The following is an 11,750-nucleotide window of genomic DNA, read 5'->3' as shown; positions in this document are numbered from 1 at the left end:
TTTCGTGTTTGCTTACTTGTTCCGGTTTTGTACGTAATCGGCCAGCGGGCTTAGGGCGGAATGCTCGATTCCGGCATCCGCGAGAGCCGCCTTGGCTTCGGCAATCAATGCCCGCAGCCTTTCCTTGGACTCCGCCAGCCCGAGCAGCGACGGATAAGTCGCCTTTTGCCGATCCGCGTCGCTGCCGACGGCTTTCCCCAGCTCGGCAGCGTCCCCTTCCACATTGAGGATGTCGTCCTGAATTTGAAAAGCCAGCCCGATGCAGACGCCGTACCGGGTCAACGCGTCCATCTGCGCTTCGCTCGCTTCCGCCAGATAGCCGCCGCCCCGCAAGGCTGCCACTAGCAGATCGCCTGTCTTGTGGCGATGAATGAACTCCAGCTCTTCCAGATCAAGCTGATTGCTCTCGCCCTCGATATCCGCCATTTGTCCGCCGACCATGCCTGTCGCGCCCGCTCGTTTTCCCAGCTCGGCAATCAGCTTGACAATCGTGGCTGGGGCCACATCAGAACGCTCCTGGTACGCCTCCGCGATATAGGCAAACGCTCGCGTCAGAAGCGCGTCGCCCGCAAGAATCGCCGTCGCTTCCCCGAACACCTTGTGGTTCGTCGGCTTCCCGCGGCGCAAATCATCGTCGTCCATCGCCGGCAGGTCGTCGTGAATCAACGAATATGTATGGATCATTTCCAGGGCAATCGCGAACGGAACCCCGCGCTCCATCGGCTTGTCCAGCGCTTCGAGCACAGCGAGCACCAGTATCGGACGCAGTCTTTTTCCGCCTGCCATGAGCGAATACTTCATGGATTCGTACAACTGGGTCGGGACGCCTTGCTGTTCCAGGGCAGGCAAAAGATGCTGTTCAATATAGGCCGTTTTTTCCGCCAAATACGCTTGGAATGTATTCACGATGTCTTTATTCCCCTTCCACGCGAAAAGCCTTCTGCTTCAGTTGGCCGTCTTCTTCCACCAACTGAACGATCTTGGCTTCAATTGCCTCGAGCTTCTGTCCGCAAATGCGAGAGAGCGTGACCCCTTCCTGATACAGCGTAATCGCTTCCTCCAGCGGGATGTCTCCTTCTTCGAGCTTCTCAACGACTTCCTCCAGCCGCTTCATCGCATCTTCGAACTGCATGTCAGTCTCTTGGTCCGTTTTCTTGCGAGCCATTGCGCTTCTCCTCCCGATTCAACTGTTCCACTCGTGCAGTGGCACTGCCATCACTTAATCGTACCACGATCTCGTCGCCGGGAGCAAACTGTTCCACCGATTTCACCAGCTTGTCGCCAGCGTATACGAGCGAAAAGCCGCGCTTCATGACGGCAAGCGGACTGAGCGCCTCCAGCGTGGCGACACGCGAGGCAAACGCCATCCGCTTTTGATTGAGCTGCGCCAGCATTCGCTCGTCCAGCCGGGCGCGAATCGCCGCCACTGCTTTGCGCCGTTCCCCGACCTGATCCGCCAGCCGATACCGCTGGATCTGCTCGTCCAGCCGCGTGTAGCGCTCGCGCCTGCGCTCCATCAGATGCTTCATCGCCTGGCGCATCCGCAAATACGTCCGATCCAGCCGCTCCGCCGCTTCCTCCAGCCGCCGCTGCGGCTGCCGCATCGCATACGAGTTGACGAGACGATCCAGTCGGGTTCGCTCCTCCGCCAGCTGGTTGCGCACCGCTTTGTGCATGCGAATGTCCAATTGGCGAACCCGCTCCACCCATTCCAGATAGTGCGGCACGGCAAGCTCCGCCGCTGCCGTGGGCGTCGCAGCGCGAACATCGGCCACGAAATCGGCAATCGTGACATCCGTCTCATGGCCCACCGCCGAAATGACCGGGATCATCGAAGCGGCGATGGCTCTCGCTACGCTTTCCTCGTTGAAAGCCCACAGCTCTTCAATCGAGCCGCCGCCCCGGCCGACGATCAGCACGTCAATGTCCGGCTGCTGGTTGATAATCCGGATCGCCGAGACGATGGAAGCCGGAGCATCCGTCCCTTGCACGACTGCTGGCGACAACACAATCTCCGCCTGCGGGTATCGCCTGCGAATCGTCGTGCAAATATCGCGAATCGCCGCTCCGGTCGGGGAGGTCACCACCCCGACCCGTTTGGGAAAACGGGGAAGCGCCCGCTTTCGCTCCGCTGCAAACAAGCCTTCCTGCGCGAGCTTTTCCTTGAGCTGTTCAAACGCCAAATAGAGCGAGCCAAGGCCGTCCGGCTGCATCTCTCTTGCATACAGCTGGTAGGCCCCATCGCGTTCAAAAGCGGAAACGGAGCCGCGCACAATCGCCTTCGTCCCGTCCTTGGGCAAAAAGCGCAAGAAGCGGTTGTAGCTGGCGAACATCACGACTTTGATCCGCGACGTCTTGTCCTTCAACGTAAAGTACATATGGCCGCTGGAATGGTGCGTGAAGTTGGAGATTTCCCCCCTCACCCAGACGTCCTGCAAATTCGTCTCTCTCTCCAGCACGAGCTTGATAAAACGGTTGAGATCGCTGACAGACAAAATGTTGGGTGCAGCCATACACTCCTCCTTTCAGCCGCTGTGGCTTTCGGTCTGTTTTGTTCCGAGGCAAAAAAGAATGGATAAAGCGCAGGCCCTATCCATTCCTTCCAATGCTCTTCTACAGTTGCGCTTGCTTGCGTGCTGCCTCTACTGTGTTTTTCAGCAGCATGGTAATGGTCATCGGACCGACACCGCCTGGCACTGGCGTCAAAAAGCTGGCGACCTCTTTCACTTCGTCGAACTTGACGTCACCGACCAGCTTTCCGCTTTCGCTCCGGTTTACCCCGACGTCGATCACAACCGCTCCCGGCTTTACATGCTCTCTGCCGATCATGCGCGCGCGTCCTGTCGCCACCACGAGAATATCCGCCTGTCTCGTGTGCTCTTCCAGGTTTTGCGTGCGCGAGTGGCACATGGTCACGGTCGCGTTTTCTTGCTGCAACAACAGCGAGACAGGCTTGCCGACGATGTTGCTGCGGCCGATGACGACAGCGTGCTTCCCGGCAATGTCTGTTCCCGTCCGCTTGATGAGTTCGATGACGCCATGGGGCGTACAAGGAAGCATCGTCTCATTGGCGAGCACCATGTTGCCGACGTTGACAGGATGAAAACCATCCACGTCTTTTTCGGGATGAATCGCCGCAATGACTGCTTTCTCCGAAATATGCGCGGGCAGAGGAAGTTGAACCAAAATCCCATGAACGTTCGGATTTTCGTTCAATTCGTGGATGATCGCAAGCAGTTCTTCCTCTGTCGTCGAGGCTTCCTTGAGGATCACCTCGGAGTGGATACCGACTTCCTCGCAGCCCTTTGATTTTCCGCGTACATACGAATGCGATGCGGGGTCGTCCCCCACAAGCACGACAGTCAAACCAGGGATAATGCCTTGTTTTTTCAGTTCTGCCACTTCAATCGCGAGCTTTTCGCGAATGCTTTTTGCCACTTCTTTTCCTTGGAGAATGGTTGCAGCCATGGAGAAAAAGCCTCCTTCTTATACGTCGATACCACTAGTGTACCGATTTCGTCTGCAACTGTAAAGCCGAATCATAAAAAGTTCATCATTATTCAATGTTCGTCTTTTGCTTCATCCATCCAAGCATCGCTACTCCGTAGGCGTTGTCGCCGGAGTAAACCGGATCGCAAAAATACAGTCTGGCTTGGATTGCAGGATGCTCCAGGCGCTTGATCAGCCGCTCGCGCATGTACTGATTGGCCGCTACTCCCCCTACGATCAGGATATCGCGTGGATAGCCCTGTTCGATAGCGTGGCGCAATGCTTTTTCCAACGTGTTGGCGATACACTGTTCCGTTGCGCGGGCGATATCGGCATGGCTCGTCTCGCCCCGCTCAATGGCCCGGAGAAGAGACGCTTCCGGACCGGAAAAGCTGAAAGTCAAGCCGTCCACAGCAGAAGAAACGCGAAATGCGCCGGTCGACTGCTGTGCCAGCTGCTCCAAATACGGTCCCGCCGGAAACGACAGCCCGAGCGCTACGCCGATCCGATCCACCAGCTGCCCCGCATGCAGGTCGATGGTGCCGCCGATTTTTTCGATCGCATATCCGACCGCCTGCCGCTCGCACAAAAGCAGCTCGCTCGTTCCGCCGGACAGGTGGACAGCCAGAAAGCGGTCCTGTTCCGGGCGTTTTTCCGCCGTAAACTCTCCGGCCGCGATATGTCCTTCCTGATGAGTCGTCAGGTGCAAGGGGACACGCAAGTAGGTGGCAAGCGATTTGGCCAATCCTTCCCCTACCTTGAACACCGGCATGTAGGAACCATCGACGGGTCTCGGCTTTTCGCTGACGCAAATCGCTTCAATCTCGTATTCGTTCCACTTCATTTGCTCGCTTAGTTCCGGCAAGTTCATCACATGCTGAAAGACGGCTTCGGATTGTTGCAGCCCGCGTTTTCCTTCCTTCACTTTGAGAAGGCGCTTTGCTTCTGCCACAATCCGGCCGTCTTCCTGAGCCAAGCACAGCGATGTCCGGTAATTGCTCGTATCAATGCCCAACATTACCTTCCTCATGCTTGTATCTCCTGCCTGTTTATGCCTTTTGCGCTTCTCGTGCTTGCAAGAAGCTTGCCAATACGCCGTTGATATACCGGTGGGATGCTTCATCGCTGAACAACTTCGCAATTTCAATCGCTTCGTTCATGACGACCTTGTCAGGCGTATCCGCTTCAAACATGATCTCGTAAAAAGCGAGGCGCAAAATGGCGCGGTCTACATTGGCAATACGCTCCAACTGCCAGCCGCGCAAATACTTTTTGATCTCTGCGTCGATCTCCGTCAGGTTCGCCAAAACCCCATCGACCAGGTAACGCAAATACTGCGCGTTTTCCTTGGAGTCTTCCATGACCAGATCAATCGCTTCCTTGACAGGCACCTCGGCCATGTCGATCTGGAAGAGACATTGGACTGCTTTTTCTCGTGCTGTTCTACGCTTCATTTCCATTCACCTACTAATTAAAGTCAACAGGGAAGCCCGTTCCTTCCCCCGCTTTTTGCTACCGAAACTTGCCCGGCAAAATCCGATCCAGTATTTCGCGCAAGTCTTCCTTATGGTCAAGCTTGCGTCCGATGTAATAGCCGGTCCCGACAAATACAACAAAGACCAGTGTATTCCAAAAACCGACGAGAAGGTAGATGATGCCGAAAAATAATCCGGCCAAAATCCCCATTAGCTTCCCCTTGTGTTCCCACAATAACTCCCACATCATGGACTTCACCTTCTATTCCACTCGCTTGCGAGCCGCGTAGTTTTCGTGCTGAGCCACTTCCGTTACCACAACCGCCACTTCGGAAATGACAACGCCAGCAACTCCTTCGACTTGCTCCTTTACGTCCGCTTGCAGCTTTTGCGTCAAGTCCGGCAACGGGGTCTCGCCATCGACGGAAACGCGCAAGGTGATGATATTCCCACTCTCCAGTACCTTGACTGTCGTTTTCAGGTCACGCACGCCTTTCACCCGCCGGGCTGCGCGCTCGGCAATCGTCTGGATCGTCTGAATCGTAATGTGGACTTCGCCAAGATCGCTACGCTGACGAATGCCGCGATCGGCTTTTGGCTTGCCGGAACGGAAAGAACTGAAAAAGAAGCGAAGACTCACAACGAGGAAAATAATCGCAACGATGAGATACGTGATGTTCGTTCCCGCCAGCATTTGATCGACATACGGCCGGAAAAACTCCGGTGCAATCAATCCGCTGGTGGCGACTATCGCGATGCAGGACAAAACAATCAGCGCAAAGCTGTAAATCGTCAAGATAAAGCGATCAAACAAATTCACATGCATCTCTCCTTTTCGCCGTGTTTGAAAGGAGACAAACAGGGCACGGTCAAAGAAAAATTCCCCGCCTTAGCCAAGGCTTGACACAACAACGGATGGAATGAGGAAAATGCCCCCTGACAGTAGGGGGCATCCATCCGGTGCAGGTTAGCGCACACGCTGGTAATCTTCGACTACAGGCGTCGCCGGTGTTTTTTCTTCGGCTTTCAGCTCTACATCGACGATATGTACGTTTACTTCCACCACCGAAAGTCCGGTCATCCCTTCGATCGCATTGCGCACACTATCTTGAATATTGCGAGCGACGTCTGGAATTCGGAATCCGTACTTGACAATGATGGAGACATCCACAGCCGCTTCGCGGGAGCCAACCTCCACACGAACGCCGCGGGCTATATTTTTACGGCCTAATCGTTCAGCTATTTCCCCTACGAAACCGCCGCTCATGTGTGCTACGCCTTCCACCTCGGACGCAGCCATACCAGCGATCACTTCCAGTACCTCGGGAGCAATCTGGACCTTTCCCAGCTCTGTTCTATCTAAATCCGGAGTAAACTCTTCCATGCTTCGCACCTCCCTTTAGATTTGTAATCCATTATACCAAGCGCACCGTTTTTTTACAAATCCGCCTTGCTTATTCTTCATCCAGGTTCAATTCGTAGTTTTCCAGGAACTTGGTGTCAAAGTGGCCGCTCACGAACACTTCATGCTCCAATACTTTCTGATGAAACGGAATCGTCGTGTGGATGCCTTCGATGACAAATTCGCCAAGCGCACGCTTCATCCGTTCGATTGCCTCGTTGCGGTCCTTGCCCCAGACGATCAGCTTGGCGATCATGGAATCGTAGTAAGGCGGAATCACATAGCCCGAATAGGCAGCGCTGTCTACCCGGACCCCAAAGCCGCCCGGCGGCAAATATTCCGCAATGCGTCCAGGGGACGGCATGAAGTTTTTCGCAGGGTTTTCCGCGTTGATCCGGCATTCGATCGCCCAGCCGTCGAGCTGGATGTCTTCCTGCGTAAAGGACAGCGGTTCTCCCGCTGCAACCGTCAGCTGTTCCTTGATGAGGTCAATGCCAGTTACCAGCTCGGTCACCGGATGCTCGACCTGAATCCGCGTGTTCATTTCCATAAAGTAAAACTGTCCGTGCTTGTCCAGCAAGAATTCGACCGTACCGGCTCCGTGATAGGAAACCGCCTTGGCCGCGGCGACAGCTGCTTCGCCCATTTGCTTGCGCGTCTCTTCGCTCAAGGCTGGCGACGGCGCTTCTTCAATGAGCTTTTGGTGACGGCGCTGGATGGAGCAGTCGCGTTCGCCCAAATAGACCACATTGCCATGCTTGTCGGCCATGATCTGGATTTCCACGTGACGCGGACCTTCCACGAATTTTTCCAGGTACACGCCAGGGTTGCCGAATGCGGTTTTCGCCTCGTTTTGCGCCTGACGGATCGCCTTTTCCAGATCCTCGTCGTCGACCGCTACGCGCATGCCGCGTCCGCCGCCGCCCGCAGTGGCCTTCACCATCACCGGATAGCCGATTTCGTTGGCTGTGCGAATGGCGCTCTCGATATCCTCGATCAGCCCTTCTGTCCCAGGCACCGTCGGCACGCCGGCCGCTTTCATCGTATCTTTGGCGGTGGACTTGTCGCCCATCTTCACGATCGCTTCCGGATCAGGACCGATAAAGGTGATATTGCAGGCCATGCAAATCTCGGCAAAGTCTGCATTCTCAGCCAAAAATCCGTAGCCAGGGTGAATGGCGTCTGCGCCCACCTTGGTCGCTACGCTCATGATGTTCGCTATGTTCAGATAGCTTTCCTTGGATGCTTTTGGACCAATACAGTAAGCTTCGTCGGCCATTTTCACATGAAGCGCTTCACGATCCGCTTCGGAGTAGACAGCGACCGTACGAATGCCCAGTTCGCGGCATGCCCGGATAATCCGTACGGCAATCTCCCCGCGATTGGCAATCAATACTTTTTGAAACATCTCGCTCTCCCCCACCTTATTCTGGCTTCACCAAAAACAGCGCTTGACCGTACTCCACCAGTTGGCCGTCTTCGACCAGTACCTTGACGATCTCGCCGTTGACTTCCGCTTCGATTTCGTTGAACAGCTTCATCGCTTCCACGATGCAGACGACCTTGCTCGGATTGACCTTGTCGCCAACTTGTACATAAGCAGGCTTGCCAGGCTCTGGTGAACGGTAGAAGGTTCCGACCATCGGAGAGACGATCTTGTGCAGGTTTGCGTCGTCAAGAGCAGGAGCGCTCGGAGCCGCTTTCGGCGCTTCCACCGCAGCAGGAGCTGCCTGCACGGGCGCCGGAGCCGCTGCTACTGGCGCAGCTGCAACAGGAGCCGCCGCCGGGGCTTGTACGACTGGCTGCGTCACCACGACTGTTTCTGTACCGCTGGATTTCTTCAGGGTTACTTTTGCCCCTTCGGTCTCCAGTTTGAATTCATTAATGGAAGATTGATCAATCAGCTTAATAATTTCTCGGATTTCATGAATTTTCATGACGAAAAAGCACTCCTTCGTTTGTTTCAATAGCGGAACAGGGAGTCCCATCTGCATCCTTTTGGCAAACCATAAATCCATGGTAGCCTGTTGCCCATACCACGTCAAGAAAGGATTTCCCCGCTTCCTGCCAGGAGGAAGTGAGAAAATCCTTACCAGCATGCCCACTTCAGGCGCCCCTTATAACGGGAAGCTCGGCTTGTGCTTCCGGTCAGGAAGCCTTGAACTGGACGTTGATATTCGTCGCCGGCATGTTCAGATGCTGCTTGACCTGCGCGATGATTTCCACCACTTCATTTGCGCTCAGTTTGTCTTTTTGCACAATTACCGTGGCTTTGTCGTTCTGGACGAGGACGACCGCATCCTGGTAGCCGCTCGCCTTGAGCATTTCCTCCACGTTCATCGTAGCCGTCTCCAGCGTGGACAGTTCGTCGTACTTGGCCTTGGCCTCGGCTACCGCCTGCGGAGTCGCATCCGCATTGTTGATAATCGCGAGCTGCTCATCCTTTTGCTGCCGGACTTGTGCTTCCCGGTTCAGCTTGAAGCCCTGGAACACTTCCGCCGCCGTCTCGGCTACGGGAACGACAGCATTGCCTGCGGTTTGCTTCGCTTCTTCCGGAGCCGGCGTTTGCCCCACAGGAGTCGTCGCTTCCTGCGTGCCATTCTTGGCATCGACCGCAGCAGCGCCCGGAGCCTGCTCGACCTGCTTGGTCTCGACTTCCACGCCGGAGATTTGCTCCTGCTTCTGGACCGCCTGCTCTTGACCCGAGGTTGGAATCTGCTCTTGCGGCCCTTTCACCAGATAGTAACCGGAGAGTACAACCATGACAGCCAGCATCGTCAACAACCACACTGTTTGCTTGCGCAGAATCATTTGTCATTACCTCCTACCCTTTTTTGGGCAATATGGATATCTTGTAAGCGGGTACATCCAAAACCTTTTGCACGGCCTCGGTGATCCACGCTTTTACCTGGATGTTGTCGGCCCCTTTGGCCACTACCAGCACTCCCCGGACGCGCGGCTTCAACGTCTTGACGATGACGGGCTGGTCCTGCTTGCCGCCCTGGACAATCACGACCTGCGAATCGCGCGATTGGTCACTCTGATTCCGGGTTGCCTTTTCCTTGTCCATCTCCTGGTTGACCGAGGAGCGGACGTTCGTGTTTTTCTCGACGACCAGCTCCGGTGTCGATTCCAGATTGACCATGACTTCGACTTCTCCCACGCCGACCACACTCGCAAGGATATCCCGCAGCTGGGATTCGTAGATGTTTTCGTATTCCGCGATAATGTCCGGGGCGGGCGATCCGCCGAGCACCGCAGATGTCGCGTCGCCAGAGGGCTTTTGCGCAGGTTCGTCGGCGTTTATCGCAAATCCGAGCGGCTGATCTTGCTCGACGTTCAGAAAATCCGTCAAGATCATGACTGCGATCCCGATTCCCAGCACGACGACCAAGTAGTGCATCGGCTTGAGCTTTTTGCTGCTGCCGTTTCCTTCCCACAGTTTTTTCAGCTTTTCCAGCATGTATCTCACCTCGCTTGTGTCGACAGCGCCATTACTGTTTTTCGCTTTCCCTGGACTCGTCTTGAATGATGACCTGCTCTTTGGCCAGTCCCCATTGTTCGGCCAAATCACTTGCCATCCGGCTCAACAGCGGATTCTCCTCGCGCGCTGCCACCTCGACCTCCTGTTTTTTCTCCTGCGGCTCGCCAACCGTGACCTCTACCGGGGCGATGGGCGTAATCGGCTTGATCGGTTCGACCTGCTGCGATTCGCTCTGGTTCGGTTGACTGTCTGCTTCGCCGATCAAAAGCTCCATGCGCGACAAGGTCGGCTCTCCCGGCTCCTTCTGCTCGATCACCACTTTCACGTCAGCCACCTCCATGCCGTAATCCGCTTTGATTCTCGCCTTCACGGCCGCTGCTACTTGCGTCTGTACGTAAGCGGTCATCTGCTCGTTTTGCTGTCCCAGAAGCTTGTCAGTCATTTTTTTCCATTCAGCGGAGGCTGGCTTGTTCAGCTCTTGCTGGTAGCGATCCAGTCGGAGAGCGAGATCATCCTGCGACAGACTGAACAGGCTGAACACCGGAGAGATGATCGTCAACAAAAGGATCAGCCCCATGACCATTTTCACGTAGCGCTGCAAGGTCGTGTTGGGCAGGATCAGATCGAGAAAGGCTGCCAGGAGGACGAGCAGGATGATTTTTTTCAGCCAAAGCGTTAACCATGTCATGTCATCACCTACCGAACCATCATGGAGATATTACCTGCCGCAATGATGATGGTAATCGCCAGAAAGAACATCAATCCCACCGTCGCCAGCGCGGCGAAGACGAACAGGAGACTTTTTCCGATCGTGCCGAGCGCACTGATGATCGGACTGTTCCCGAGCGGCTGCAACACAGCGGATGACAGGTTGTAGATCAGAGAGAGCACCAGTATCTTGAGAGCCGGGAACGCGCACAAGAAAATGAGGATGACCACTCCGGCCAGACCGACTGCATTTTTGACCAGAAGCGATGCGTTCAAAACCGTATCGGCTGCGTCGGAGAACATTCGCCCGACGAGCGGAATGAAGTTGCCGGTAAGGTATTTGGCCGTCCGCAGGGTGACCCCGTCTGCGACAGCCGAGGTGGCGCCCTGAATCGAGATGACGGCGAGAAAAATCGTCAGGAAGGACCCGAGTACGCCCATTGCGATGTTTCTGAGCAGAGTGGCCAGTTGGGTAACCTTGTAGCGTTCGGAAAACAGGCTGACGATCGAGAGCATTGCCGACAAAAACAAGAGCGGGAACACCACGTACGTAATCATCATGCCGCTGATGTTGATCATGAAAATAATCAGCGGGTGAAACATGGTCGCTGTCGCGAGGTTGCCCACCGAAGCCAGGAGGGCGATGACAAGCGGGATCATGGCGAGCATGAAATCCGTCATGCTGCTGATCGCGTCCTTGGCGTAAGTGATGGCGAGGTGAAAGCTGTTGATGGCCAACACCATCAAAACGAGATAAGCGATGGAATAGGCCACGGTAGAAACGGCGTTTCGTTCGAATGCATTTTGCATCGTCTCCAGGATCATGGCAAACACCGTGATGATAATAATCGAGCTGAGCAGTTTGCCGTTCATCAAGATTTCGTGGAAGATGAATTTGCCCATCCCTTGCAGGACGCCAGAGATCGTCAGTTCCTCCTGCTGCATCAAAATCTGGATAAAGCCCTGGGATTTCAGGTCTGGCAAGTAGCCTTTGTACTCGCGCTGAAGCTGTTGCCAATACTGTTCGACTCGCTCCAGCTGCAGGTGATCCACTTGCTCCTCGACAATTTGGTTGATCGGGTTGGCTGCGGATGCCCCGGCTGCGTGAACCGTCCCCGGCGGCAGAAAGACGACGAGTGCGAACCATAACAGGATCAATTTGGCCGTATGCGCCACAGACATCCCACCTCCC

Annotated in this window: 15 protein-coding genes; all 15 read right to left on the bottom strand. The window is 55.2% G+C overall.

Annotated features, from left to right (window positions below; genetic code table 11):
• Positions 1–12: 12 nt before the first annotated feature.
• Entirely contained in the window at positions 13–906 is an 894-nt protein-coding gene (locus tag ACTHO6_RS02445; protein ID WP_440238952.1) for a polyprenyl synthetase family protein, read from the bottom strand.
• 7 nt (positions 907–913) lie between these two features.
• A complete protein-coding gene (gene xseB, locus ACTHO6_RS02440) occupies positions 914–1,165 on the bottom strand; it encodes an exodeoxyribonuclease VII small subunit (protein ID WP_440238950.1) in 252 nt (83 codons plus the stop codon).
• Positions 1,134–2,513 (bottom strand): exodeoxyribonuclease VII large subunit, encoded by a 1,380-nt coding sequence (gene xseA / locus ACTHO6_RS02435; RefSeq protein ID WP_440238948.1) that lies wholly within the window; start codon positions 2,511–2,513, stop codon positions 1,134–1,136. Before xseA ends, xseB begins: the two co-directional genes overlap by 32 nt.
• A 100-nt stretch (positions 2,514–2,613) precedes the next feature.
• Positions 2,614–3,468, bottom strand: coding sequence for a bifunctional methylenetetrahydrofolate dehydrogenase/methenyltetrahydrofolate cyclohydrolase FolD (gene folD, locus ACTHO6_RS02430; RefSeq protein WP_440238945.1), 855 nt, complete (start codon positions 3,466–3,468; stop codon positions 2,614–2,616).
• An 88-nt stretch (positions 3,469–3,556) separates the two neighbouring features.
• The gene (locus ACTHO6_RS02425) at positions 3,557–4,519 is read right to left on the bottom strand and encodes an O-sialoglycoprotein endopeptidase (RefSeq protein ID WP_440238943.1); all 963 of its coding nucleotides are present in this window, start codon (positions 4,517–4,519) and stop codon (positions 3,557–3,559) included.
• A gap of 19 nt (positions 4,520–4,538) precedes the next feature.
• A complete protein-coding gene (gene nusB, locus ACTHO6_RS02420) occupies positions 4,539–4,943 on the bottom strand; it encodes a transcription antitermination factor NusB (protein ID WP_440238940.1) in 405 nt (134 codons plus the stop codon).
• A gap of 58 nt (positions 4,944–5,001) precedes the next feature.
• Positions 5,002–5,214: a DUF2273 domain-containing protein gene (locus ACTHO6_RS02415; protein WP_440238938.1), complete on the bottom strand. Its 213-nt coding sequence runs from the start codon at positions 5,212–5,214 to the stop codon at positions 5,002–5,004.
• A gap of 12 nt (positions 5,215–5,226) precedes the next feature.
• Complete coding sequence (gene amaP / locus ACTHO6_RS02410; protein WP_440238936.1) at positions 5,227–5,784, bottom strand: alkaline shock response membrane anchor protein AmaP; 558 nt, start codon at positions 5,782–5,784, stop codon at positions 5,227–5,229.
• Between the two features lie 147 nt (positions 5,785–5,931).
• Positions 5,932–6,348 (bottom strand): Asp23/Gls24 family envelope stress response protein, encoded by a 417-nt coding sequence (locus tag ACTHO6_RS02405; RefSeq protein WP_440238934.1) that lies wholly within the window; start codon positions 6,346–6,348, stop codon positions 5,932–5,934.
• Positions 6,349–6,418: 70 nt separating this feature from the next.
• Positions 6,419–7,774, bottom strand: a complete 1,356-nt coding sequence (gene accC / locus ACTHO6_RS02400; RefSeq protein ID WP_440238931.1) for an acetyl-CoA carboxylase biotin carboxylase subunit — start codon at positions 7,772–7,774, stop codon at positions 6,419–6,421.
• A gap of 16 nt (positions 7,775–7,790) precedes the next feature.
• Entirely contained in the window at positions 7,791–8,303 is a 513-nt protein-coding gene (gene accB, locus ACTHO6_RS02395; RefSeq protein ID WP_440238929.1) for an acetyl-CoA carboxylase biotin carboxyl carrier protein, read from the bottom strand.
• 211 nt (positions 8,304–8,514) lie between these two features.
• Positions 8,515–9,177, bottom strand: coding sequence for a SpoIIIAH-like family protein (locus ACTHO6_RS02390; RefSeq protein ID WP_440238927.1), 663 nt, complete (start codon positions 9,175–9,177; stop codon positions 8,515–8,517).
• Between the two features lie 13 nt (positions 9,178–9,190).
• On the bottom strand, positions 9,191–9,829 hold the full coding sequence (spoIIIAG, locus tag ACTHO6_RS02385; RefSeq protein WP_440238924.1) for a stage III sporulation protein AG: 639 nt from the start codon (positions 9,827–9,829) through the stop codon (positions 9,191–9,193).
• Between the two features lie 31 nt (positions 9,830–9,860).
• Positions 9,861–10,538, bottom strand: a complete 678-nt coding sequence (gene spoIIIAF / locus ACTHO6_RS02380) for a stage III sporulation protein AF (RefSeq protein ID WP_440238922.1) — start codon at positions 10,536–10,538, stop codon at positions 9,861–9,863.
• An 8-nt stretch (positions 10,539–10,546) separates the two neighbouring features.
• Positions 10,547–11,734: a stage III sporulation protein AE gene (gene spoIIIAE / locus ACTHO6_RS02375; RefSeq protein ID WP_440239410.1), complete on the bottom strand. Its 1,188-nt coding sequence runs from the start codon at positions 11,732–11,734 to the stop codon at positions 10,547–10,549.
• Between the last annotated feature and the right edge of the window lie 16 nt (positions 11,735–11,750).

The organism is Brevibacillus sp. SAFN-007a, assembly GCF_051967035.1.
Classification (GTDB): domain Bacteria; phylum Bacillota; class Bacilli; order Brevibacillales; family Brevibacillaceae; genus Brevibacillus.
The sequence above is the reverse complement of the archived record's forward strand: the minus strand, read 5'-3'. Positions and strand labels throughout refer to the sequence as shown.